Annotated in this window: 20 protein-coding genes and 1 tRNA gene; 15 read left to right on the plus strand and 6 right to left on the minus strand. The window is 70.6% G+C overall.

Annotated elements, in window-relative coordinates; translation table 11 throughout:
• Nucleotides 1–29 precede the first annotated feature (29 nt).
• The 6 genes from AB0K14_RS26590 to AB0K14_RS26615 all read left to right on the plus strand — a co-directional run bounded on the left by AB0K14_RS26590 (nucleotide 30) and on the right by AB0K14_RS26615 (nucleotide 5,479).
• Nucleotides 30–224, plus strand: a complete 195-nt coding sequence (locus AB0K14_RS26590; protein WP_360455753.1) for a helix-turn-helix domain-containing protein — start codon at nucleotides 30–32, stop codon at nucleotides 222–224.
• Nucleotides 221–550 carry a WhiB family transcriptional regulator gene (locus tag AB0K14_RS26595; protein WP_360455756.1) on the plus strand — a complete coding sequence of 110 codons (330 nt, stop codon included), beginning with the start codon at nucleotides 221–223 and terminating at the stop codon, nucleotides 548–550. Before AB0K14_RS26590 ends, AB0K14_RS26595 begins: the two co-directional genes overlap by 4 nt.
• A complete protein-coding gene (locus AB0K14_RS26600; protein WP_360455759.1) occupies nucleotides 547–879 on the plus strand; it encodes a hypothetical protein in 333 nt (110 codons plus the stop codon). The genes AB0K14_RS26595 and AB0K14_RS26600 overlap by 4 nt, the downstream gene beginning before the upstream one ends.
• Complete coding sequence (locus tag AB0K14_RS26605; RefSeq protein ID WP_360455762.1) at nucleotides 876–1,487, plus strand: hypothetical protein; 612 nt, start codon at nucleotides 876–878, stop codon at nucleotides 1,485–1,487. Before AB0K14_RS26600 ends, AB0K14_RS26605 begins: the two co-directional genes overlap by 4 nt.
• Entirely contained in the window at nucleotides 1,484–3,577 is a 2,094-nt protein-coding gene (locus AB0K14_RS26610; RefSeq protein WP_360455765.1) for a cell division protein FtsK, read from the plus strand. The genes AB0K14_RS26605 and AB0K14_RS26610 overlap by 4 nt, the downstream gene beginning before the upstream one ends.
• A 138-nt stretch (nucleotides 3,578–3,715) precedes the next feature.
• On the plus strand, nucleotides 3,716–5,479 hold the full coding sequence (locus tag AB0K14_RS26615; RefSeq protein ID WP_360455768.1) for a recombinase family protein: 1,764 nt from the start codon (nucleotides 3,716–3,718) through the stop codon (nucleotides 5,477–5,479).
• Here AB0K14_RS26615 and AB0K14_RS26620 read toward each other — a convergent pair.
• A tRNA-Leu gene (locus AB0K14_RS26620) sits at nucleotides 5,461–5,543 on the minus strand. The genes AB0K14_RS26615 and AB0K14_RS26620 overlap by 19 nt on opposite strands.
• Nucleotides 5,544–6,200: 657 nt before the next feature.
• On the opposite strand from AB0K14_RS26620, the gene AB0K14_RS26625 reads away from it, so the two are divergent.
• Nucleotides 6,201–6,629 carry a nitroreductase family deazaflavin-dependent oxidoreductase gene (locus AB0K14_RS26625; protein ID WP_360455771.1) on the plus strand — a complete coding sequence of 143 codons (429 nt, stop codon included), beginning with the start codon at nucleotides 6,201–6,203 and terminating at the stop codon, nucleotides 6,627–6,629.
• Between the two features lie 186 nt (nucleotides 6,630–6,815).
• Here the strand turns inward: AB0K14_RS26625 and AB0K14_RS26630 are convergent, their stop codons facing one another.
• Entirely contained in the window at nucleotides 6,816–7,919 is a 1,104-nt protein-coding gene (locus AB0K14_RS26630) for a pectate lyase (protein ID WP_360455774.1), read from the minus strand.
• Nucleotides 7,920–8,440: 521 nt separating this feature from the next.
• Between AB0K14_RS26630 and AB0K14_RS26635 the strand changes: the two genes are divergently transcribed.
• Genes AB0K14_RS26635 through AB0K14_RS26645 form a run of 3 tightly spaced genes read left to right on the plus strand, consistent with a single transcriptional unit; the run spans nucleotide 8,441 to nucleotide 11,035 of the window.
• A complete protein-coding gene (locus tag AB0K14_RS26635) occupies nucleotides 8,441–8,983 on the plus strand; it encodes an EF-hand domain-containing protein (RefSeq protein WP_360455777.1) in 543 nt (180 codons plus the stop codon).
• Nucleotides 8,980–9,570 (plus strand): DUF6875 domain-containing protein, encoded by a 591-nt coding sequence (locus AB0K14_RS26640; protein ID WP_360455780.1) that lies wholly within the window; start codon nucleotides 8,980–8,982, stop codon nucleotides 9,568–9,570. Before AB0K14_RS26635 ends, AB0K14_RS26640 begins: the two co-directional genes overlap by 4 nt.
• The gene (locus AB0K14_RS26645) at nucleotides 9,557–11,035 is read left to right on the plus strand and encodes a pyridoxal-dependent decarboxylase (RefSeq protein ID WP_360455784.1); all 1,479 of its coding nucleotides are present in this window, start codon (nucleotides 9,557–9,559) and stop codon (nucleotides 11,033–11,035) included. Before AB0K14_RS26640 ends, AB0K14_RS26645 begins: the two co-directional genes overlap by 14 nt.
• 37 nt (nucleotides 11,036–11,072) lie before the next feature.
• Here AB0K14_RS26645 and AB0K14_RS26650 read toward each other — a convergent pair whose 3' ends face one another.
• The 4 genes from AB0K14_RS26650 to AB0K14_RS26665 all read right to left on the minus strand — a co-directional run bounded on the left by AB0K14_RS26650 (nucleotide 11,073) and on the right by AB0K14_RS26665 (nucleotide 14,663).
• Nucleotides 11,073–12,110, minus strand: coding sequence for a HEAT repeat domain-containing protein (locus AB0K14_RS26650; protein ID WP_360455787.1), 1,038 nt, complete (start codon nucleotides 12,108–12,110; stop codon nucleotides 11,073–11,075).
• On the minus strand, nucleotides 12,104–12,805 hold the full coding sequence (locus AB0K14_RS26655) for a HEAT repeat domain-containing protein (protein ID WP_360455789.1): 702 nt from the start codon (nucleotides 12,803–12,805) through the stop codon (nucleotides 12,104–12,106). Before AB0K14_RS26655 ends, AB0K14_RS26650 begins: the two co-directional genes overlap by 7 nt.
• Before the next feature lie 119 nt (nucleotides 12,806–12,924).
• A complete protein-coding gene (locus AB0K14_RS26660) occupies nucleotides 12,925–14,292 on the minus strand; it encodes a permease prefix domain 1-containing protein (RefSeq protein WP_360455792.1) in 1,368 nt (455 codons plus the stop codon).
• Nucleotides 14,289–14,663 (minus strand): PadR family transcriptional regulator, encoded by a 375-nt coding sequence (locus AB0K14_RS26665; protein WP_360455795.1) that lies wholly within the window; start codon nucleotides 14,661–14,663, stop codon nucleotides 14,289–14,291. Before AB0K14_RS26665 ends, AB0K14_RS26660 begins: the two co-directional genes overlap by 4 nt.
• Nucleotides 14,664–14,850: 187 nt before the next feature.
• On the opposite strand from AB0K14_RS26665, the gene AB0K14_RS26670 reads away from it, so the two are divergent.
• From AB0K14_RS26670 to narI, 5 genes are read left to right on the plus strand one after another with little or no spacing between them, the layout of a single operon-like run.
• Nucleotides 14,851–16,050 carry an MFS transporter gene (locus tag AB0K14_RS26670; RefSeq protein ID WP_360455798.1) on the plus strand — a complete coding sequence of 400 codons (1,200 nt, stop codon included), beginning with the start codon at nucleotides 14,851–14,853 and terminating at the stop codon, nucleotides 16,048–16,050.
• A gap of 28 nt (nucleotides 16,051–16,078) precedes the next feature.
• Nucleotides 16,079–19,738, plus strand: a complete 3,660-nt coding sequence (locus AB0K14_RS26675; protein WP_360455801.1) for a nitrate reductase subunit alpha — start codon at nucleotides 16,079–16,081, stop codon at nucleotides 19,736–19,738.
• Nucleotides 19,738–21,393, plus strand: coding sequence for a nitrate reductase subunit beta (narH, locus tag AB0K14_RS26680; protein WP_360455804.1), 1,656 nt, complete (start codon nucleotides 19,738–19,740; stop codon nucleotides 21,391–21,393). The genes AB0K14_RS26675 and narH overlap by 1 nt, the downstream gene beginning before the upstream one ends.
• Nucleotides 21,393–22,007 carry a nitrate reductase molybdenum cofactor assembly chaperone gene (narJ, locus tag AB0K14_RS26685; protein WP_360455807.1) on the plus strand — a complete coding sequence of 205 codons (615 nt, stop codon included), beginning with the start codon at nucleotides 21,393–21,395 and terminating at the stop codon, nucleotides 22,005–22,007. Before narH ends, narJ begins: the two co-directional genes overlap by 1 nt.
• Nucleotides 22,004–22,681 carry a respiratory nitrate reductase subunit gamma gene (narI, locus tag AB0K14_RS26690; protein WP_360455810.1) on the plus strand — a complete coding sequence of 226 codons (678 nt, stop codon included), beginning with the start codon at nucleotides 22,004–22,006 and terminating at the stop codon, nucleotides 22,679–22,681. The genes narJ and narI overlap by 4 nt, the downstream gene beginning before the upstream one ends.
• Nucleotides 22,682–22,742 lie beyond the last annotated feature (61 nt).

The raw sequence follows: 22,742 nt of genomic DNA on the forward strand, positions 1-22,742 counted from the left end.
TGAGCTCGATTACTCGAAGGGCATTTCTGATGCGTACTTCTCTGCCTTCTTCCGGTTACACGGTTCGTCAGGCCGCTTGGCTGCTCGGGGTCGAACCGTCCACCCTCTACCGCGCTGTTCGGCTCGGCAGGCTGCCGCTGGTGCGGCGGCGCGGCCGGTTCGTCATCCCGGCGAACGTGCTGGTGCGGCTGCTTGGCGAGCCCCGTTCGGGAGGCACGCCGTGAACCTGGTCGAGATCGCTTGGGAGCTGGACCGGCTCCGGTGGGTGCCGAGTGCGGTGCTGGCCCTGGTTGTGGAACGCGACGGGCTGTGCATGTCGACGTTCCCGGACCTGCCGCCGTGGGTGGACGAGGAGATGACCGATCGGGAGCTGGCCGCGCGCATGTGCGCTGGCTGCCCGGTGCGGGACGAGTGCTTGGAACTGGCGTTGCGTACGGCCGGCGCGGACACGGTCGGCGTGTGGGGCGGGTTGGCTGCCGACGATCGGCGCGAGCTGCACTCGCACTGGCTGCGACGCGGTGAACGGGTCGAGAGGGGGTCGGGTTCATGAACGCTCTCAGCCTCACTCCGACGCAACTGCTCGCTGGACTTGGCGTGGTCCTGGTGTTGCTGCTCGTCTGGCGGACTGGTGCTCGGCGAGCGAAGGCCGCCGCGAATGCGGCACGGACGAGTGCGCGGCTGGTGTCGCTCGCCGGTCGGGTGCTGGTGAACGCCGCGCTGATCGTGATCGTCCAGTGGGTGGTGATCACCCAACGCGGTGGCGGGTGGCTGCTGCTGGCGGTACTCGTCGTGCCCGCGCTGTTCGCGTCCTACACGTTGACGCGGGCGCTCACTGTGACCACCTATGAGCCGTCTCGGCGTCGAGGTGAGCGGCGATGAGCGAGCCGGTTGCGCGGGTGGCGCGGCAGGTCGACCGGTTGTGCTGGACCGGGATCTTGCTCGGGCTGGCATTCACGATGACCAACGTCCAGCAGTTCGCGGCGGCCGGTGCATCGGTGTGGTCGCTCGCGTGGTGTGCGGCGTGGCTGCTCGATCCGATGGTGTCGCTGGTCCTGCTGGCGATCCTTCGGGCCGAGCAGGTCACCGCTCGCTACGGCGTCCGGATGGGCGGGTGGGTGCGCGCGGCGAAGTGGTTCACGCTCGCGGCCACGTACGTCATGAACACCTGGAGTGCGTTCGTGGCCGGCTCGGCGGCGCTCGTGGTGCTGCACTCCGTGCCGCCGTTGGTCGTGTTCGTGGCTGCGGAGGCGGTCACGGAGCTGCGGGACAAGCTCGGCGCTGCCGTGAACGCTGAGCCGAGCGCTTCGCCGGCACCGGCGCCCTCGGCTCCGCGGACGTCATTCGCGGACTACCTCGCGGTGGCTCGGGCGGCGCGAACGCCGGAAGTGAAGGTGACGCCGGCATGGGTCCGGGAGGTCACCGGGTGTTCGCGCGGGCTGTCGTCACGACTCGCGGCGGCGCTCACGGAGGACGGGGGCCGTTCATGAACGGCGACCTGGTGCCCACTGAGCCGGTGCTCGATGGCGAGTTGGTCGGTGAACCGAAGACGTTGGTTCGGCGGTTGGAGAGCGGCTGGCGACGTGCGCGCGTCTTGCCGCCACAGTTGAAGTCATCACAATTGCTTCAGTGTTGCTTGAAAGATGCACTTGGTTGGCTAGTACGGCTGCCGGGTCGGTTCCTCAGAAGAGTCGGCAGGGGAGCGGTAGTAGCGGCTCGCGCGTGGCGGCGCTGGGTGCGGGTGAGGGACTACCGGGAGGCTGCGGAGCAGTCCGAGAAGTTGGCTGACAAGTTCGTGGAGATTCGCGCCTTGACGCTGTTCCGGTGGAAGGTGACCGGTGCCGTGGTCGGGGTGGTCGCGGCGGTGCTGCTCGTGCTGTACGTGCTCTATGGCGGGATTGTCCTGTGGAGTGCGGCCGGGTTGGCGTCGGTGGCGCTGGCGATCGTGGGGCGGCGGAAGGACGGCTCGCCGGGGCGCAAGGCGGTGTTGGGCGGAGCGCGCACGCTGGCGTGGACGATGGACTCACAACTCCTGGTCGACGCATTCCGGGACGCGAAGTTGATCGGCAAGGACGAGACCTTGCGGTTGGTCGAGCGCGCGGCGCGTGTGGGGGAGGGCTGGGCGGTCACGGTCGATCTTCCGGCTACCCGGAAGGCTGTGGACGTCATCAAGCACCGGGACGCGCTTGCGTCTGCGCTGGCGGTGGACGAGGTGCAGCTCATCGTGGAGCGGGTCCGTGGTCGTGGTGGGCACGCGGGGCGGGTGTCCTTGTGGGTGGCTGATGAAGACCCGTACGCGGGTCCGCCGTTGCGGATGCCGTTGCTGGATGTGGAGTGGTGGGACGCGTGGCGGCCGGTGCCGTTCGGGAGGGATGCGCGGAACCGGCGGGTTGACCTCCCGTTGGTGTGGACGTCGTTGCTCGTGGGCGCAATACCCAGACAGGGCAAGACGTTCGCTACTCGGTTGGCTGCCGCGGGGCTCGTGCTGGACCCGTACGCGCGCCTGTACGTGTTCGACGGAAAGGGCGGCAAGGACTGGGAGGCTGCCGAGCAGATCGCCTACAGGTACGTGTGCGGGGACGAGCTTGAGCACGCCTACGCCGTGCGGGACCACCTCGTGGAGTTGGTGGCAGAGGTTCAGAGCCGGTACGCGCGGATGGCCACTTTGGACGATGACGTGTGCCCGGAGTCGAAGATCACTCCAGCCATCTCACGGGACGTCGATCTCGGGATGCCGATCACTGGAGTGGTGATCGATGAGGTTCAGGTGTTCCTGGAGAACCCGACGCGTGAACAGGTGGGCGGCAAGAAGACCACGCTCGGCGCGTACATCGCCGACCTGTTGACCTACCTCGTGAGGAAGGGACCGGCCGCCGGTGTGGTGGTCATCCTGGCCACTCAGCGGCCGGACTCGAACACCATCCCCTCTCGGCTGCGGGCAGTGCTCGGCTCACGGTTCGCGTTGCGGGTGATGGACTGGCGCGACTCGAACATCGTGCTCGGCGAGCAGATGAACACGCGCGGGTATGACGCTTCGACGTTGCTGCCGAGTCACAAAGGCGTCGGCATCCTCCGGCCGGACGGCGAGACGGACGCCGGCGCGGACATGATCGCCATGACCGTGCGGACCTACTACATGCCCAACGCCGAGTGGCGGGTGATCTGTGCGCGTGGCCGTGCGCTTCGAGAGGCCGCGGGCACGCTCGCCGGTCACGCCGTGGGCGACGATGCGCCACGTCCGATCGATTCGACGCAGGTCGTCAAGGCGCTCGGGAGCGGGACGGCTGATGGGTGGGTCGTGGAGCTGCCGGAGCCGTTGGCTTCGGTCGTGGACTACCTCGGCGAAGAGTTGGACGAGCGGGAGTTCGTGCCCACGTCAGAGTTGGTTGAGGCGCTGGAGGTCGAGGCGGTCACGTTCGCTCGCGAGATGAGCGAGCTGGGGTGCAAGCCGCTACGGCAGTACGTGCCGGATGGGGAGACTTCACGGCGTGTTCGTGGCTACCTGACTGCGGACATCCGGGCGGCTGTCGAGGGAGTGGCGGCTGATGAAATCGGCTCGCAGGGCGGTGATCAGGCATGACCGGCGCCGCCCGTGTCACCGTGCGCCTGCCGGATGAACTACCTGTGCTGACGGCTACTGCCAGCCGGATACTGCTTGCCATACTGGTCGAACTGACCGAGGTGGAGGTCTTGGACGGACCTCCGGAAGGGGGTGACCGTGACTGTTGAAATCAGCCGAGACCCATGGGCGGCGCTGGACGGGCTGCTGGGTGTCGAGGTGATCGAAGCGATCGAGGACGGTATCGGGCCGGTAGCGGTCTATGGGCGGTGTTCGACGGAGGACAACCAAGACCCGGAGACGTCGCGCGGGTGGCAGTTCGGCAACGCACGGAAGTTCGTGGAACCGCTCGGCGGGCATGTGGTCGAGGAGTTCTTCGACGTGGGGCAGTCGCGGTCCGTGCCGTGGGACCGTAGGGAGGAGGCTGCTCGGCTGCTGGCGGCGCTCAAGAACCCGAACCGAGGATGGAACGCGCTGGTCGTTGGCGAGGGGACGCGGTGTTGGTTCGGTAACCAGTTCTCGCTGATCGCTCCACGGTTCGCCGCATACGGAGTCGACTTGTGGGTGCCGGAACTGGGCGGCAAGTTCGACCCGCGCAATCCTTCGCACAAGATGCTGATGAGCGTGCTTGGCGGGATGAGCGAGTCGGAACGCCAGCACGTCCAGGCGAGGGTCCGAGCCGCCATGGATGCCCAGGTGGTGAACGAAGGGCGGCACCAGGGCGGCCGTGCGCCCTACGGCTATGTGGTCGTGGACGGTGGTCCACACCCGAATCCGCGGAAGGCGAGTGAGGGCTACCGGCTCAGAGTGTTGGCGGTGGACGAGCCGTCTGCCGAAGTGGTCCGGCGGATCTTCGCCGAGTACATGACCGGCGAGAGGGGTGACAGGGCGATTGCCAACGGGCTCAACCGGGACGGCATCCCGTGTCCCTCGGCACGGCGGCCGGACCAGAATCGGCACCGGATCGCGGACGGCTGGCAGGGCAGCACGGTTCGGGCGATCCTGGACAACCCGAGGTACACGGGGTTCGCGTTCTTCGGACGGTGGGCGAGGCAGGAAACGCTGCTCGACCCTGACGATGTGGCTGCTGGGCACGTGATCCGGTTCCGGCGAGCGGCACCCGAGAAGGTGGTCCGCTCGCGCAAGCCGGCGCACCCGGCGATCGTGTCGGTCGAGGAGTTCGTGGAGGCCCAGTTGCTGCGGCGCTCGCGGGCTGCCGGTGGGCTGGCGGCAAGCCGGAAGCTGGAGCGAGGCCCGAAGGCCACCAAGCGGCCCTATCCGCTTCGGGGACGTGTTCGGTGTGCGTACTGCTCGCGGCGAATGGAGGGCACTCCGCGGAAGACTCGCACCTATTACCGGTGCTCTGCGCGAACGCTGGTGCCGGGTTCACCAGCACTGAACGGCCACCCGAACAATGTCTACCTACCGGAAGCGGCGGTGTTGGGTCCGCTGGGTAAGTGGCTGGACGGGCTGTTCGCTCCGGGAAGCCGGGACCGGACTGTTGCCGCGCTGGTCGCGTCCCAGCGGAAGGTGACTGCGGCATCGGCCGCACACGATGCCGCGAGGAAGCGGCTGGAGGTTGCAGAGGCGAGCTTGAAGCGGCTCCAAGCGGCCATCGCTGCCGGTGTGGAGCCTGCTGCGCTGGTCGAGGCGATCAACGAAGCTCAAGCTCAGCGCAGTGCAGCACGGGCCGAGCTGGACGGGGCGAGTCCGGTGACCGGTATGAGCGATGCGGAGGTCTACGCGATGATCGACGCGCTCGGAGATGTCGGAGACATCATCGGCCGAGGTGATCCGCAGAAACTGGAAGACCTGTTCGCCAGGTTGGGGCTGGAAATGCTCTATAACGCCGAAAGGCGGACGGTCGATGTGACCATCCGCCCTGCCGGTAGGGTTAGTGCACGTGTCCGAGGGGGGACTTGAACCCCCACCCCCTTTCGGGGACTAGCACCTCAAGCTAGCGCGTCTGCCATTCCGCCACCCGGACTCCCCGGCTTGCGCCGTGGTGTGGGCATAGATTACATGATCGTCTTTCGTGGTCCAAATCGGGGTCGGTGCTTGGTTGGCGGCTGACGTTTGTGCAGGTCAGAGGTGGGCGGTTGGTGGGTGCGGAGGTCTGGTGGCGGAAGGGGTGCGGCGGCTGTGGAGGTGGCGAGCGCCGAGTGGTGGGGCGGGGTCGCCGGATTGGATCACGAAGCAGGTGCAGGCGATCGCGGGGCGATCGAGATGCTTGCCCTTGCGGGCAGTGCTGAAGCCGGCCGTCGAGCGGATTGCCGACCCGGCGGCCAGCCATTCTTGTCCGCGCGATACCGAAGTTGCCTCGACCCGTGCGGCGTATCTCTGCGGCGGTCCCGCGAGGGGGATCCGACGGTCGCTCACCCTCTGGCGACTGGGTGCCGTACCAGCGTGCCGGCCGCGTGCCGGACCCCTGACTTCCGTTCGGTCGGAACGGCTTGTCTCCGACCCGGTCGTTTGCGGCGTAGCGGGCGGTCTTGCGGTGAAGATCGTTTTCGTCCATCGTGGCGTTGACGTTTGTCGTGAGCGGTGACGGCCGGGGTGATCGCTTCGATTCGGGAGCGGTTGGAGTTGAGCAGTTCCGGCCACCGGAATACACGACCACGAAATCGGAAAGGCGAGACGAACCGTGACCGACTGGAACGCCAGGATCATCGAGGACTTCCGGGCCAGCGGGGGCCGTCCCGGCGGCCCTGTCGCCGGAGCCCCCGTGGTGCTCGTCCACCACCGCGGCCGCAAGACCGGGCAAGAACGACTCACGCCCATGATGTACCTGCCGCACGAGACGGACGACGACACCATCTACGTCTTCGCCTCCAAGGGCGGCACGCCGGAGAACCCCGACTGGTACTACAACCTCGTGGCGGCCGGCCAGGCCGTCGTCGAGCGGGGCTCCGAGACCTACCCCGTCAAGGTCCGCGAGCTCAGCGGGACCGAGCGCGATCAGCGGTTCGGTGAACAGGCCCGCCGCTTCCCGAGCTTCGCCGACTACGCGCGGGTGACCGCCGGGATTCGCACGATCCCCGTCTTGGAGCTCACGCGGGACGCAACCCGCTGATCGCCCGTGCGGGACCGCGGGAGGGGTCGGTGTGTGTCACGCCGTGAAGGTGGGTGTGAACCTTCCGAAGTCGCGTCGGTGTGCGCTGGCCTTCGGCACCTGCTCGCGGTCTGGACGGGCTGCCGCCACGTGCGCGGGTGACCTGTCCAGACCGCGAGCAGGTAAGAAGCCGAATGGCAAGCGATGTTAGCAGGCGCCGTTCGACTCCTGCAGGCCCTTGTTGGCGCCCGCGGTCCGGCTCACGATGTTCGGGACGCAGCTGGTCTGGTCGAGCGTGAAGCTGTAGGGGATGCTGACCGTGGTCGTGGACTTGACGTCGGGACCGGCGGGCTTGTGCTCGCTGCTCGGGGCGGACCAGGTCACGTTGTCGAAGGTGTTGCCGCTGACCTGCCAGTAGCCGGCCTCGTCGGTGTAGAACGTGCCGAGGACGTCACGGGAGTTCTTGAAGTAGTTGTTGTCCACCTTGGCCCTGGCACCGGCCCGGGAGTTGATGCCGGACTCGTTGAGGCTCACGTAGTGGTTGTTGTACATGTGCGCGATACCGCCCCGCAGCAGGGGTGCGCGGGAGTCGATGTTCTCGTACAGGTTGTGGTGGTAGGTGATGAACCCGTTCGAGCGGTCGCTCTCGCTGGACCCGACCAGCCCGCCGCGGCCGGAGTTGCGCAGGGTGCTGTAGGACAGGGTCACGTACTGGGTGTTGTTCTTCATGTCGAACAGGCCGTCGTAGCCCTCCGACTCGCCACCCGACGCCAGCAGGTTGACGTGGTCGACCCAGACGTTGCGGACGTTGCTCTCCATCCCGATGGCGTCGCCGCCGTTGGAGGTGGGGGAGCCCGACTTCTTGACGTTCCGGACGGTCACGTTGCGGATGATGATGTTGCGGGACTCGCGGATGTGGATGCCCAGCTGGTCGAAGACGGCGCCGCCGCCGACGCCGATGATGGTGACGTTGCTGATCCGCTTGAGCTCGATCACGCCGGCGGCGGTCTCGCAGCTGTTGCCCGAGACCTTGGCGGTGTTGCCGTGGTTGATGGTGCCCTCGACCTGGATGGTGATCGGGGTGCTGGTGCTGGCCCGGCCGCACAGGGCCTGGTGGATCTGGGTTCCCGTGGTGGCCCGGACCGTCGCCCCGCCCTGACCGCCGGTGGTCCCGCCGTTCTGGGACGCGTAGCCGGTCGCGGTGCCGGCCGCCGCCGACGCCGGTGACATCGCCAGGACCGCACTGGTGGCGGTCGCGACGGCCAACGCGGCCACGACGGCGGGGATCCGCCATGCTGCTGATCGTTTCACTTCGTCTCCTGCGTCTTCGAAGGATCGGTGGTGCTGTCAGGTCCGGTGGTACCGGCGCGGGTCGCCGACACGCGGCAATGACCGGCGGTGGGGTGTCTCGGGCGTTCGCCTATGCGCACACTCATGCGTCGCCTCCTTGCGAACAGCACGGATGGACAGCGGTCCCTTGCGACGCCGATCACTGCGACTGGCCGGTTCAACAGTGTGAACAATGACTGGGAACGCTCCCAGGGAGCATTGCGCAACTTTGTGCAACAGGCAATAAAATTCACGGTCATGAACGATTGTGTTCCGCCGCGTTCGCGAAAATAGCGCGACTGCCGGGTGTGGCATTCGCACGGTCGGTTCACTCATATGAATAGAACCGGGGCGGCTGCGCGTGGTGGCCGACTCGGCCGGAGGCCGCCACCCGACCGGATGGTGTTGTGCTGTCGGGCGGGTGGGGTGCGGTCAGGACTGGTGGGATCCAGGGTGCCGGGCCGATCCAGGCCTGCCGTACTTCGAGCGAGGAGTTGTTTCCCGTGACCGTCGTCCAGGACTCTTACACCGCCAAGATGGCCGCCCGGTTCGCCACGCTCGACCGCGACCACGACGGCCGGGTGAGCGTGACGGACTTCGAGGAGATGGCCCAGGCGGTCCTGATCGCCTGCGGACGGCCGGTGGAGTCCTCCGAGGGGCAGCGGCTGATGGAGGGCGCGCGGACGTTCTTCGCCGGTGTGGCCCGAGTCGCCGATGTCGACGACGACGCGGAGATCACCGAGGCGGAGTTCGTCGCGGCGGCCCGGGACCGGATGCGGGGCGACGCCGAGGGCTTCACCGAGATCGCCCGCCCGTGGGCGGAGGCGGTGGTGGCCGTGGCCGACACCGACGGCGACGGCCGCGTGGACCTGCCCGAGTGGGAGCGGGTGCTGGTGGCCATGGGCGCCACGCCGCGGCGTGCGGCCGAGCAGGCGGCCGCGGTGGACACCGACGGTGACGGCGTGGTCAGCGTGGCGGAGGTGCTGGCCACGGCGGTGGCCTTCTACACCGGGAACGGCGCCGGGCACCAGTTCGACCAGGCGTGAGGACCGCTCCGGCGACGCGGCCGGGGTCACCGCCGGTCCCGGCGGCGTGGGACGGGCCGGCGCCCGGTGGGGTGCCGGTCGAGTGGGTCCGGGACTACCTGTGCCGGCCGCACCCGCAGCTGGGGCGACCGGGACCGGTGTGCCCGTACGTGCCCGCGGCCGTGGCCGCGAGGTCACTGTGGACGGTCGTGATCACCCGTCGTCCCGACCACGTCGACGACCTGGTCGCGACGATGGGCTGGTACCGGGACTGGTTCACCGCCAACACCGATCCGGGGGACGTCCGGCAGGCGTTGCTGGTCGTGTTCCCCGGCCTGCGCCCGGACCGGGTCGGGCTGATCGAGCAGGCGCAGCGGCGCTGCAAGACCGCCTTCGTCCGCGCCGGACTCATGATCGGTGAGTTCCACGGCGGACCGCCCGCGGCCGGGGGGATCCGCAACCCGGCGTTCCGGCCGCTGCGCAGCCCGGTGCCGCTGCTGGTGGTGCGCCGCATGGTCGCTTCCGACCTGCCGTTCCTGAGCACCGATCCCCGGCACGTGGCCGCCTACCGGGCGGCGTTCCCAGGAGCCGCCGATGCGACACCGTGAACCGCCCGAACCGGTGGCGCACATGGACGTCGAGGAGTTCCGCCGGCAGGGCTACGCGGTGGTGGACTGGCTGGCCCGGCACTGGAGCACGCTCGAACACCGACCGGTGACGCCGGACGTGCGTCCCGGGCAGGTCGCGGCCGGTCTGCCGGGCGAGGCGCCGGAGCACGGCGAGCCGTTCGAAGCGCTGCTGACCGACGTCGAACGGGTGCTCGTGCCCGGGATGGCGCAGTGGCAGCACCCGATGTTCCTGGGTCACTTCCCCATGACCAACTCCGGACCGTCGGTGCTGGGTGAGCTCCTGACCGCGGGCCTGAACCCGCAGGCGATGCTGTGGTCGGCCAACCCGGCGCTGGTGGAGCTGGAGGGCGTGGTCTGCGACTGGCTGGCGGCACTGCTCGGCCTGCCGGCCGCGTTCCGCGGCAACGGGGTGCTGGGCGACACCGCCTCGTCCGGGGTGCTGGTCGCCCTGGCCGCGGCGCTGTGGCGACGTGGCGGGCACGACTGGCGGCAGCGGGGCACGGACTTCCGCGGCACCGTCTACACCTCCGCCGAGGGCAACTGCTCCATCACCAAGGCCGTCCGCGTGGCCGGGGTCGGCGAAGCCGCGCTGCGACTGGTCGAGACCGACCCGGCCACCCTCGCGATGCGCGTGGACCACCTGCGTGAACTGGTCGAGGCGGACCTGGCCGACGGACGTGTGCCGGTGCTGGTCGCCGCCACGATCGGCACCACCTCCACCACCGCCGTGGACCCGGTCGTCGAGATCGGCGCGCTGTGCCGCGAGCACGGGATCTGGTTGCACGTCGACGCGGCCTACGCCGGTGTCGCGGCCGTCTGCCCGGAGCTGCGGTGGGTCAACCACGGCGTGGAGTCGGTCGACAGCTACTGCGTCAACCCGCACAAGTGGCTGCTCACCGGCATGGACTGCAGCGCCATGTGGGTCACCGACCAGGCCGCGCTGACCGCCGCGATGTCCACCGCACCGCCTTACCTGCGGGGGACCACCGGCGATCCGCGTGCGGTGGACTTCCGCGACCGGCAGCTCCCGCTCGGCCACCGCTCCCGTGCCCTGAAGCTGTGGTTCGTGCTGCGCTGGTACGGCGCCGAAGGACTGCGAGCCCACATCCGCCACGGCATCGCCCTCGCCGAGCGCTTCGCCGCCCACGTCCGCGCCGACGACCGCTTCGAGATCGCCGCGCCGCACCCGTTCGGCCTGGTCTGCTTCCGCCTGCGCGCCGACGACACCACCAACGCCGAACTCCTGCGACGCCTCAACGCCTCCGGTCGGCTCCTGCTCAGCCACACCGAGGTCCACGGCCGCCACACCCTGCGCATGGCCACCGGCGGCCCGACCACCACCGCGGACCACATCGACAGCGCCTGGCGGCTCGTGACCGCCGCGGCCGACGGGCTACGGGGTCCTCGACGGCTTCGCGACGGTGCGGCCGTCGCCGGTGAGTAGCCGCAGCACGGGTCGCGACCTTGCTGGAGGACGACGGTCAGTGAGCGGCGTCGTCCCGGTCATCGGGGGAGCGCGCTTCGAGGACCCCGACGAAGGCCGAGGCGACGAGGGCGACGGCACGGTCGTCGTCGTGGGACAGCCGGCGCAGGACCTCCCGCGCGGTGGGCCCGGACAGTTCGACCAACGCCTGGGTCAGGCGTATCCGCGTCGCGGAGTCCGCGGTGGGCGCGGCGAGTTCCTCGACCAGTGCGGTCGTGATCCGGTCCGCGCACTCGGGGTCCCGGGACAGCGTTCCCAGGACGTCCGCCGCGTCGACGTCGTGGGAGCCCTCGACCACCATGCCGACGAGGGTCGGTACGGCGGCGGTCACGCCACGGCGGCCCAGTGCCAGGGCGGCGTGCCCGCGCACCGTCGGGTCCGGGTCGCCGAGCGCGTCCCCGAGCACCGCGGTCGCACCGGGGGCCTCGGGCATCCCGGCGATCGCCAGCACGGCGCGTCGCCGGACGTCGGCGTCCTCCGAGTGCACGCCCGCGGTCAGCGTCGCCAGGCCGTCGTCGCCCGATCGGGCGAGCGCCCAGCGCAGGGCGCCCGCGACGTGGGGGTCGGCCTCGGCCAGCACCGCCGCGGCCAGCAGTTCGGCGGGAACCGGCACGCCCTCCGGCGGGGCCAGGACGGCCTGCTGCCTGCGTGCGGCGCTGGCCGAGTTGAGGCCCTGCATGAGGTCGACGATGCGCAGGACGTCCTGCCAGCCGGTGGGTGACGACGCATCGACCGCGCGGAGCCGTTCGAGCAGCTCCTGCTCCCGCTCCAGGCGGTCCTCGGTCCACCGGATGAGGTCGCCGACCAGGTCGGACGGCGCGAACGCCGGGTCGTCCAGCGCGCGTCCGATCTGCTTGAGCGTGAGCCCGAGCGACCGCAGGCCCTCCACGTGGAAGATCCTGCGGACGTCCTCGGCGGAGTACTCGCGGTAGCCGCCGACGGTGCGACCGGTCGGCCGCACCAGCCCGAGGGCGTCGTAGTGCCGCAGCATCCGGGTGCTCACGCCCGAGTGGCGGGCCACGTCGCCGATCAGCAAGCCGTGTTCTCCGAGATCTCGGGGGCACCGGCGGACGCGGTGCCGGCGACGCCCGACGCGGCCAGGGCGGCGGCTCGTTCCGGGCCGAGCGTGACCACTCGCCTCGCCTCCTCGACGGCCGCGTCGAAACCGGTCTCCGGGTCGCGCAGGAGCAGTCCGGTGGCACGGGCGTGCGTGGCCACCGCCGGGTCGGGGTTCGCCGCGGCCTCCTCCAGGGCGGGCTCGATCACGTCACCGAGGTCCACCAGGGCCCGGCTCAGGCTCAGCCGCACGTCGCGGTCACCGCGGCCGAGCTGCACGACCAGGTCGCCGACCAGGTCCGCCTTCGCGTCCTCCGGCACGAGCGCGACCGCGACGCGCCACGCGGTCCGCGCGACCTCGTCGTCGGCGTCACGCAGCAACTCGCGCGTGATCCAGGCCCACGCCCTCCGGTCGCCGATCTTGGAGAGCGTGTGCAACGCCTGGCCGCGGGCCTGAGCGCGCCCGGAGTCGAGTTCCCGGCGGATCCGGGGCAGGGTGATCTCCGGCGGGAGCCGGGTGAGCGCCCAGGACAGCATGTCCCGCACGAAGAAGTCGGGCTCGACCGCGCACCGCTCGACGAGCGGCTCCAGGAGACCGGGGTCGGGGTTCGAGCCGACCGCCAAGGCCGCCTGGAGCCGGACCGACGAGTCCGGGGCGCTCAGGGCTTCGGCCACACGGGTGCTTTGTGGACTGGTGTTCGTCGTAGTGATCGGGACCACCTCCTGCACCCAGTGCACACCTTGTCACAGTGTCAAGGTCAAGCCGTGACCGGCGGAACGGGAGGTAGTCCTCCTCAGAGGTAGCCGAACAGCGGTGGGAACAGCAGCACCACGACCCAGGCCCACGCCGCGAACACCGGGAGGTAGGCGGTCTGCCAGCGTTCGAGCTTCGCGAACGGCACCCGCCCGCGGGCCAGGCCGAGCAGCAGCCACGCCGACCAGGCGAGGTTGGCCAGCAGGATGACGTTCTCCCCGAGCGCGGCCGCCTTGTTGGGCGTAGTGCCGTACTCGGTGATGCGCCCGGTGATCTCCAGCAGCACCAGCACGTCGATGACCAGCGCGCTGACCACCAGCGCCAGCTGGAGCTTGTCGAACAGGCCGGGAGGCGCGAGCGGATCGCGGGCCGAGATCGAGTAGAGCAGCAGCCCCAGCACCACGACCAGCAGCAGGTCGAACAGGATCAGCGCCTCCCGCTCGACGTCGATGCCGGAGCTGGTCACGCCGAGGGTGACCAGGAAGGCCAGCAGCACCGCGGTGAACAGGGGGGTGAACAGCCGGGTGAGCACCGGGGCGATGTTCTCCACGACGCTCTGCTTCGCCTCGACCAGCCACCCCGCGACCACCACCGCGGCCGCCGCGCCGCAGGGGACGAGCCACTGCCCGATGAAGACCTCCGGCGAGACGCCGATGGCCTCGAACGTGCCGAACACGAACGCCACCAGCACACCGCCGCCGAGGGCGATGAGGACGTAGTAGACGAACCACTCGCCGGTGAACCGGACGAAGTCCATCCGACGGCGCGGCGAGCGCAGGTCGTCGGACACGTAGGCCAGGCCGACCACGAACCACAGGGCGATGGGCAGGTGGATGGCGGTCAGGACGACCGATTGCGAGTCCTCGGCGAGGGGGTAGGCGTTGGCCGCCACGGCGCCGAGCGCGAACAACGCCAGCAGCACACCCACCAACCCGGTCGCCGCACGCCGCCGCCAGGCCAGGAACCCGGCCAGCCAGGGCAGCGCGAACAACCCGACGTTGGGCGCGTAGAACGCGCCGTCCCGCTCGAAGTTCAGGCCGAACAGCTCCGGCGCCTTGATGGACGCGGCCGCGCCCGCCGCGCAGAGCACCATCACGAGCAGCTCGCGCCGGGACCGCTCGACCTTGGCCGTGCCGTCGGTCTCCCCGGTGAGCACCAACTGCTTCCACAGCCGCTCGGAGTGCTCGCGGGCGAACTCGCGGGACAGGTCGTCCAGGCTGCCCATGCGCTTGACCGCGACCAGGAACGCCTCGTCGGCGTGCAGGCCGACGCCGAGGAGTTCGTCGACCGAACCGCGCAGGTGGTCCTCGAGCTCCTCGACGTCGGTCCCGCGCAGCTCCGGGCGGCGTTGCACGTAGGTGCGCCACTGGGCGAACTGGGCCTCCAGGTCGTGCCCGCCGTCGGTCATGCGTGGCTCCCCATCGGGTTCGCGAACAACGGCCGGGCGTCGCCGCGACCGTGCCAGACCTCCTTGAGCGCGCCCACCACCGTGTCCCACTGGCGGCGTTGCTCGGCGAGCTCGGCCAGGCCGCCCGCGGTGATGCGGTAGTACTTGCGCCGCCGCTCCCCGGCGACCGACCGCCAGCTCGACTCCACGTGCCCGAGGCGTTCGAGCCGGTGCAGCAACGGGTAGAGCAGTCCCTCGGTCCAGTCCAGCTCACCGCCGGACAACTCGCTGATCCGCCGCAGGATGGCGTAGCCGTAGCTGTCCGCCTCGGCGAGGATGCCCAGCACCATCGGCGTGGCCGAGGCGGCCACGAGGTCCTTGGTGACTTTCACTGACCCTCCACCGTGCCCTAGAAGTGTTAGGCATAGTAGAGCTAGGTATCGAACAGTCGCAATGCGGGTGGTTCAGGTCACCGGCGGTGACGGTCGGGCCGGTACCCCCGATGCTTCGCACTGCGGGATCGCCATCCCCTGCTTACGTTCGTCGCGCAGCCGATCAGCGACGACCGACGGGCCGGTGATGAGCGAAGGACGTGTCGGGACCACGCCGTACCTGATGCTGGGTGTCGCCACCGTCGGGTTCGCGGTGAACTTCTGGGCGTGGGCGCTGCTGAGCCCGCTCGGACCGCTGTTCAAGGAGTCGCTGGGGCTCAGCGCGTTCCAGCAGGCCCTGCTGGTGGCCGTGCCGGTGGTGGTGGGGTCGCTCGGCCGCATCCCGGTGGGCGCGTTGACCGACCGGTACGGCGGGCGGCTGATGTTCCCGCTGATCTCCGCGGCGACGATCGTCCCGGTGCTGTTCCTCGGCCTGGTCGGGCACGGTTCCCTGGCCGGGCTGCTGGTCGGCGGCTTCGTCCTCGGGCTCGGCGGGTCGTCGTTTGCCGTCGGCGTGCCGTTCGTCAACGCCTGGTTCCCGCCACACCGCCGCGGCACCGCGATCGGGGTGTTCGGCGCGGGCATGGGTGGCACGGCGATCAGCGCGTTGACGACGGTCCAGCTGGTCGACGCCGGGGGTGTGCCGACGCCGTTCGTGCTGACGGCCGCGGTGCTGGCGGTGTACGCCGTGGTGGCGTACCTGGTGCTGCGCGACGCGCCGGGCTGGTCACCGCCCGCCGAGTCCACGATGCGCCGGTTGCGCGACACGGTCCGGTTGCCGGCGACCTGGCAGGCCTCGGCGCTGTACGCGGTGGCGTTCGGCGGGTACGTGGCGTTCTCCGTCTACCTGCCCGCCTACCTGCAGACCGCCTACCACCTCGGTCAGACCGACGCGGCGAACCGCACGGCCGGGTTCGTGCTGCTGGCGGTCGTGCTGCGGCCCGTGGGCGGGTGGCTGTCCGACCGGGTGGGCGCGGTGGACGTGCTGACCTGGGCCTTGGGCGTGACGGCGGTGTGCGCGGTGGTACAGGCGTTCACGCCGGAGCTGATGCCGGTGGGCACGGTCGCGTTCCTGGCCATGGCCGCCGCGCTCGGCGCGGGCAGCGGAGCGGTGTTCGCGCTGGTCGCACAGCTCGCGCCGGCCGACCGGGTCGGCTCGGTGACCGGCGTCGTCGGCGCGTCCGGCGGCCTGGGCGGGTTCGTCCCGCCGCTGTTCATGGGCGCCCTCTACGGGGTGTTCGAGTCCTACGCGCTGGGGCTGGCCGCGCTCGCCGCGGTCGCGACGGCGTCCCTGGTCTTCACCACGACCGCCGTGCGGCGCGCCACCGCCCGCTCGGCCGTGACCTGACCGCCGCGACCTCTGGAGGAACCGCACCGTGAGCCCCGAGCCCGGTCTCGACTCCGAGCTGACCGACGCGCTGGTCCGGACCCGCCGCTTCTTCACCCGCGCCGAGGTGTCGGACGACCTGCGCACGCTGCACCGGATCGGTGGGCGCGACGCCGACGAGTTCTACCGGGACCGCTGGAGCCACGACAAGGTCGTCCGCTCGACGCACGGCGTGAACTGCACGGGGTCCTGCTCCTGGAAGGTGTACGTCAAGGACGGCATCATCACCTGGGAGACGCAGCAGACCGACTACCCGTCCGTGGGCCCCGACCGCCCGGAGTACGAGCCGCGCGGCTGTCCGCGTGGCGCCGCGTTCTCCTGGTACACCTACTCGCCCACCCGGGTGCGCTACCCGTACGTGCGTGGCGTGCTGCTGGAGATGTACCGCGAGGCCAAGGCACGCACCGGCGACCCGGTCCTGGCGTGGGCGGAGGTCGTCGAGGACCCGGTACGGGCCCGGGCGTACAAGTCGGCCAGGGGCAAGGGCGGGCTGGTGCGGGCGTCCTGGGACGAGGCGACGGAGATGGTCGCCGCCGCCCACGTGCACACGATCAAGCGGTACGGGCCGGACCGGGTGGCGGGCTTCTCGCCGATCCCGGCCATGTCGATGGTGTCGCACGCGTCCGGCGCGCGGTTCGTCTCCCTGCTCGGCGGCACGATGCTGTCGTTCTACGACTCGTACGCCGACCTGCCGGTGGCGAGCCCGCAGGTGTTCGGCGACCAGACCGACGTGCCGGAGTCCGGCGACTGGTGGGATGCCGGTTACCTGATCATGTGGGGCTCCAACCTGCCGGTCACCCGCACGCCCGACGCGCACTGGATGGCCGAGGCGCGCTACCGGGGCCAGAAGGTGGTCGCGGTGGCCCCGGACTACGCCGACAACGTGAAGTTCGCCGACGAGTGGCTGCCCGCCCGTCCCGGCACCGACGGCGCGCTGGCCGTGGCCATGGGGCACGTCGTGCTGCGGGAGTTCTTCGTGGACCGCCGGGTCCCGTACTTCACCGACTACGTCAAGCGGTTCACCGACCTGCCGTTCCTGGTGCGCCTGGAGGAGCGCGGCGGCGTCCACGTCCCGGGCAAGTTCCTCACCGCCGCCGACCTCGACGGGCACGCCGACGTCGAGCACGCCGCGTTCAAGACGGTGCTGCTCGACGCTCGATCGGGTGAACCCGTGGTGCCGGGCGGGTCGCTCGGGTTCCGCTACGGGGAGTCCGGCGCGGGGCGGTGGAACCTCGACCTCGGCGAGGTCGACCCGCTGCTGTCGGTGGCGGGCGACGAGGCGGTGGAGGTCGAGCTGCCGCGGTTCGACGTGACCGGTGCGGTGCGCCGGGGCGTGCCGGTGCGGCGGGTCGGCGGGCACCTCGTGACGACGGTGTTCGACCTGCTGCTGGCGCAGTACGCGGTCGGCCGCCCCGGGCTGCCCGGCACGTGGCCGACCGGCTACGACGACGCGCGGGAACCGGGCACGCCCGCGTGGCAGGAGGCGATCACGGGCGTGCCCGCCGCGGCCGCCGCGCGCATCGCCCGCGAGTTCGCCGCGAACGCCGAGCAGACCCGCGGCCGATCCATGATCATCATGGGTGCGGGCGCGAACCACTGGTTCCACTCCGACACGATCTACCGCGCGTTCCTCGCCCTCACCACGCTGACCGGCTGCCAGGGCGTCAACGGCGGCGGCTGGGCGCACTACGTCGGGCAGGAGAAGTGCCGCCCGGTCACCGGGTGGACGCAGCTGGCGTTCGCGCTGGACTGGTCACGCCCGCCGCGCCAGATGATCCAGACCGCGTTCTGGTACCTGCACACCGACCAGTTCCGCTACGACCCGTTCGGCGCGGACACCCTCTCGGCGACCACGGGCGGCACGTTCGCGGGCCGCACCACCGCGGACGTCATCGCGCTGGCCACGCGCCTGGGGTGGATGCCGTCCTACCCGACGTTCGACCGCAACCCGCTCGACCTGGCCGACGAGGCGGCGGCCTCGGGTTCGTCCGCGGCCGACCACGTGGTGCGCGAACTGCGCGCGCAACGGCTGCGGTTCGCCTGCGAGGACCCGGACGCGCCGGAGAACTTCCCCCGCGTGCTGAGCATCTGGCGCGCCAACCTGCTGGGGTCCTCCGCCAAGGGCGACGAGTACTTCCTCAAGCACCTGCTCGGCACGGACTCGTCGCTGCGCGCCGAAGAGTCGTCCCACCGGCCGCGCGAGGTCGTCTGGCGGGAGGAGGCGCCGGTCGGCAAGCTGGACCTGCTGCTGACCCTGGACTTCCGGATGACCAGCACCACGTTGTGCTCCGACGTCGTGCTGCCGGCCGCGACCTGGTACGAGAAGCACGACCTGAACACCACGGACATGCACCCGTTCGTGCACTCGTTCAACCCGGCCATCGCACCGCCGTGGCAGACCCGCACCGACTGGGACGCCTTCCAGACGATCGCGCGGGCGTTCAGCGCGTTGGCCGAGGAGCACCTGGGTGTGCGGCAGGACGTCGTGGCCACCGCGCTGACCCACGACACACCGGACGAACTGGCCACCCCGCACGGCCGGGTGCGGGACTGGCGGGCGGGGGAGTGCGACCCCGTCCCCGGCGTCACCATGCCCCGGCTGACCGTCGTCGAGCGCGACTACCCGGCCGTCGCGGCGAAGATGGCCGCGCTGGGACCGTTGGCCGAGGAGCTCGGCGCCACCACCAAGGGCATCACCTACGAGCTCGGCCCCGAGGTCGACCACCTGCGCCGCAAGAACGGCGCCATCCGCGGTGGACCGGCCGACGGGAGGCCCTCGCTGGCGCGCGACCTGCACGCGTGCGAGGCGATCCTGGCCCTGTCCGGCACCACCAACGGTCGCCTCGCGACCCAGGGCTTCCGCACCCTGGAGCGGCGGACCGGCACGCGGCTGGCGGACCTGGCCGCCGAGCACGAGGGCAAGCGGATCACGTTCGCCGACACGCAGGCCGCGCCCGTGCCGGTGATCACGTCGCCGGAGTGGTCGGGCAGCGAGACCGGCGGTCGGCGGTACTCGCCGTTCACCATCAACGTCGAGCGCCTCAAACCCTGGCACACCCTCACCGGGCGCCAGCACTTCTACCTCGACCACGACTGGATGGCGGAGCTGGGCGAGCAGCTGCCGGTGTTCCGCCCGCCGCTGGACATGACCGCCCTGTTCGCCGAACCGCGCATCGGCGAGCTGGGCGAGCACGGCCTGACCGTCCGCTACCTCACGCCGCACTCCAAGTGGTCCATCCACTCCGAGTACCAGGACAACCTGCTCATGCTCAGCCTCTCCCGGGGCGGCCCCGCGATGTGGCTGTCGCGGGAGGACGCGCGCAGGATCGGCGTGGCCGACAACGACTGGATCGAGGCCGTCAACCGCAACGGCGTGGTCGTCGCGCGGGCCGTGGTCTCGCACCGGATGCCCGAGGGCACCGTCTACCTGCACCACGCGCAGGACCGGCTGATCGACGTGCCGATCGCCGAGGCGTCCGGGCGGCGCGGCGGCATCCACAACTCGCTGACCCGGCTGCTGATCAAGCCGTCGCACCTGATCGGCGGCTACGCCCAGCTGACCTTCGCGTTCAACTACCTCGGCCCGACCGGGAACCAGCGCGACGAGGTGACCGTGATCCGGCGCCGCAGCCAGGAGGTGACCTACTGATGCGCGTCATGGCCCAGATGGCGATGGTGATGAACCTCGACAAGTGCATCGGCTGCCACACGTGCTCGGTGACCTGCAAGCAGACGTGGACGAACCGGTCGGGCGTCGAGTACGTGTGGTTCAACAACGTCGAGACCCGCCCGGGGCAGGGGTACCCGCGCACCTACGAGGACCAGGAGCGGTGGCGCGGCGGGTGGGCGCTGGGGCGGCGCGGGCGGTTGGGGCTCAAGGGCGGCGGCCGGTTGCGCAAGCTGCTCACCATCTTCAGCAACCCCAAGCTGCCGGGCATCGACGACTACTACGATCCGTGGACCTACGACTACGACACCCTCACCAGCGCGCCGCGGCAGGAGCACATGCCGGTCGCGCGGCCGCACTCGCTGCTCAGCGGCGAGCCGACGAAGATCACGTGGTCGGCGAACTGGGACGACAACCTCGGCGGCGCGCCCGACCACGGCGCGCGGGACCCGATGCTCAAGGGCATCGAGGACAAGGTCCGGTTCGAGTTCGAGCGGACGTTCATGTTCTACCTGCCCCGCATCTGCGAGCACTGCCTCAACCCGTCGTGCGCGGCGTCCTGCCCGTCCGGGGCGATCTACAAGCGCAGCGAGGACGGCATCGTGCTGGTCGACCAGGACCGGTGCCGCGGCTGGCGGATGTGCGTGTCGGGCTGCCCGTACAAGAAGGTGTACTTCAACCACCGCACCGGCAAGGCCGAGAAGTGCACGTTCTGCTTCCCGCGCGTGGAGGTCGGCCTCCCGACCGTGTGCGCGGAGACCTGCGTCGGCCGGTTGCGGTACATCGGGCTGGTCCTCTACGACGTCGACCGCGTGCTGGAGGCCGCGTCCACGCCCGACCCCCGCGACCTGTACGAGGCGCAGCGGCGGGTGTTCCTCGACCCGCACGACCCCGAGGTGGTCCGGGAGGCCGAACGCGCGGGCATCCCGCGCGACTGGGTGCAGGCCGCGCAGCGGTCGCCCGTGCACGCGCTGATCAACACCTACCGGGTCGCGCTCCCGTTGCACCCGGAGTACCGGACCATGCCGATGGTCTGGTACATCCCGCCGCTGTCGCCCGTCGTGGACGTCCTGCGGGACACCGGGCACGACGCCGAGGACCACGGCAACCTGTTCGCCGCCGTGGACGCGCTGCGGATCCCGGTGGAGTACCTGGCGAACCTGTTCACCGCCGGCGACGTGCGGCCGGTGGACGCGGTCCTGCGCCGACTCGCGGCCATGCGGTCCTACATGCGCGACATCAACCTCGGCCGCGAGCCGCGCGAGGAGATCGCCGCCGACGTCGGGATGACCGGCGAGCAGGTCTACGACATGTACCGGCTGCTGGCGCTGGCGAAGTACGACGAGCGGTACGTCATCCCGCCGGCGCACGCCGAACAGGCGCACGGGTTGGAAGAGCTGGCCGCGGAGTGCAGCCTGGACTACGAGGGCGGGCCGGGGATGGGCGGGTCCGGGCCGTTCGGCGAGAGCTCGGGCGGTGCGTCGCCGATCGCCGTGGAGAACTTCCGGATGCTGCGCGACCGGCAGACCTCCGACACCTCCGCCGCGCCCGCGGACAAGGGCAGTCGCGTCAACCTGCTCAACTGGGACGGCAAGGGCAGGCCCGAAGGGCTGTTCCCGCCGCGCCGGGAGCCGTGATGAACGCCGTCGCCTGGCAGGTCCAGTCGTTGTCGATGGGCTACCCGGACCACGACCTGGTGGCACGGGTCCCGCTGCTGCGCGCGGTCACCCGGGCGGTGCCCGAACCGGTCGCCGCGCCGCTGCGGCCGTTCTTCGACCACGTGGAGGCGACGCCGCTCACGGCGCTGGCCGCCGACTACGTCGCGACCTTCGACCACCGCAAGAGGTTCAGCCCGTACCTGACGTACTTCGCCTACGGTGACACGCGCAAGCGCGGCATGGCGTTGCTGCGCTTCAAGCACGCCTACCGCGCCGCCGGGCTGGAACCGGACGACGGGGAACTGCCCGACCACCTCGCCGTGGTGCTGGAGTTCGCCGCGACCGCCGACGAGCGGGTCGGCCGCAAGCTGCTGCTGGAGCACCGGGCGGGGCTGGAGCTCATGCGGCTCGGGCTGCGCGAGGCCGGATCGCCGTGGGCCGGGGTGCTGGAGTCGGTGTCGGCCACCCTGCCGCCGATGGGCGGGCGCGACCACGAGGCCGTGGCCCGCCTCGCCGCCCAGGGACCGCCCGAGGAGGAGGTCGGCCTGGCGCCGTTCGCCCCGCCCGAGTTCATGCCGGGAGGCCGCCGATGACCGCGCTCGACATCCTGCTGTACGGGGCCGTGCCGTACGCGGCCATCGCGGTGTTCGTGGTCGGGCACGTGTGGCGGTACCGGTACGACAAGTTCGGCTGGACCACGAGGTCGTCCCAGCTCTACGAGAACCGGCTGCTGCGGGTGGGCAGCCCGCTGTTCCACTTCGGCATCCTGCTGGTGGTGCTGGGCCACGTCGGCGGCCTGCTGGTCCCCAAGTCCTGGACCGAAGCCGTCGGCGTGAGCGAGACCGCCTACCACGCCGTCGCCGTCGGCCTCGGTGCCCTGGCCGGCTTCTGCACGCTCGTGGGCGCCGCGATCCTGGTCTACCGCCGCCGCACCGTGGGCCCGGTGTTCTCCGCGACGACCCGCAACGACAAGGTCATGTACGTGCTGCTGCTGGCCACGTTGGTGCTGGGCCTGGGCACGACCGTGCTGGGCAACCTCACCGACGACCCGCACGACTACCGCGAGTCCGTCTCACCGTGGTTCCGCTCGATCTTCGCCTTCCAGCCGCGGCCGGAGCTGATGGCGGACGCGCCCCTCGGCTTCCGCCTGCACGCCCTGTCGGCGTGGGTGCTGTTCGCGTTCTGGCCGTTCAGCCGCCTGGTGCACGTGTTCTCGATGCCGTTGGGCTACCTGACCCGCCCCTACGTCGTCTACCGCAGCCGGTGACCGGCGACCCGGCGGTCGCGGCGTGTTGCGCACCGCGAGGGTCTGGAACACGAAGGCGAGC

Source organism: Actinosynnema sp. NPDC050801 (assembly GCF_040673975.1).
Classification (GTDB): Bacteria; Actinomycetota; Actinomycetes; order Mycobacteriales; family Pseudonocardiaceae; genus Actinosynnema.

Coding starts and splice junctions, on each gene's coding strand:
- AB0K14_RS26590 (WP_360455753.1), top strand. CDS start 30: ATGCGTACTTCTCTGCCTTCTTCCGGTTACACGGTTCGTCAGGCCGCT.
- AB0K14_RS26600 (WP_360455759.1), top strand. CDS start 547: ATGAACGCTCTCAGCCTCACTCCGACGCAACTGCTCGCTGGACTTGGC.
- AB0K14_RS26605 (WP_360455762.1), top strand. CDS start 876: ATGAGCGAGCCGGTTGCGCGGGTGGCGCGGCAGGTCGACCGGTTGTGC.
- AB0K14_RS26610 (WP_360455765.1), top strand. CDS start 1,484: ATGAACGGCGACCTGGTGCCCACTGAGCCGGTGCTCGATGGCGAGTTG.
- AB0K14_RS26645 (WP_360455784.1), top strand. CDS start 9,557: ATGCGACACCGTGAACCGCCCGAACCGGTGGCGCACATGGACGTCGAG.
- AB0K14_RS26660 (WP_360455792.1), bottom strand. CDS start 14,292: ATGACCGACGGCGGGCACGACCTGGAGGCCCAGTTCGCCCAGTGGCGC.
- AB0K14_RS26670 (WP_360455798.1), top strand. CDS start 14,851: ATGAGCGAAGGACGTGTCGGGACCACGCCGTACCTGATGCTGGGTGTC.
- narH (WP_360455804.1), top strand. CDS start 19,738: ATGCGCGTCATGGCCCAGATGGCGATGGTGATGAACCTCGACAAGTGC.
- narJ (WP_360455807.1), top strand. CDS start 21,393: ATGAACGCCGTCGCCTGGCAGGTCCAGTCGTTGTCGATGGGCTACCCG.
- narI (WP_360455810.1), top strand. CDS start 22,004: ATGACCGCGCTCGACATCCTGCTGTACGGGGCCGTGCCGTACGCGGCC.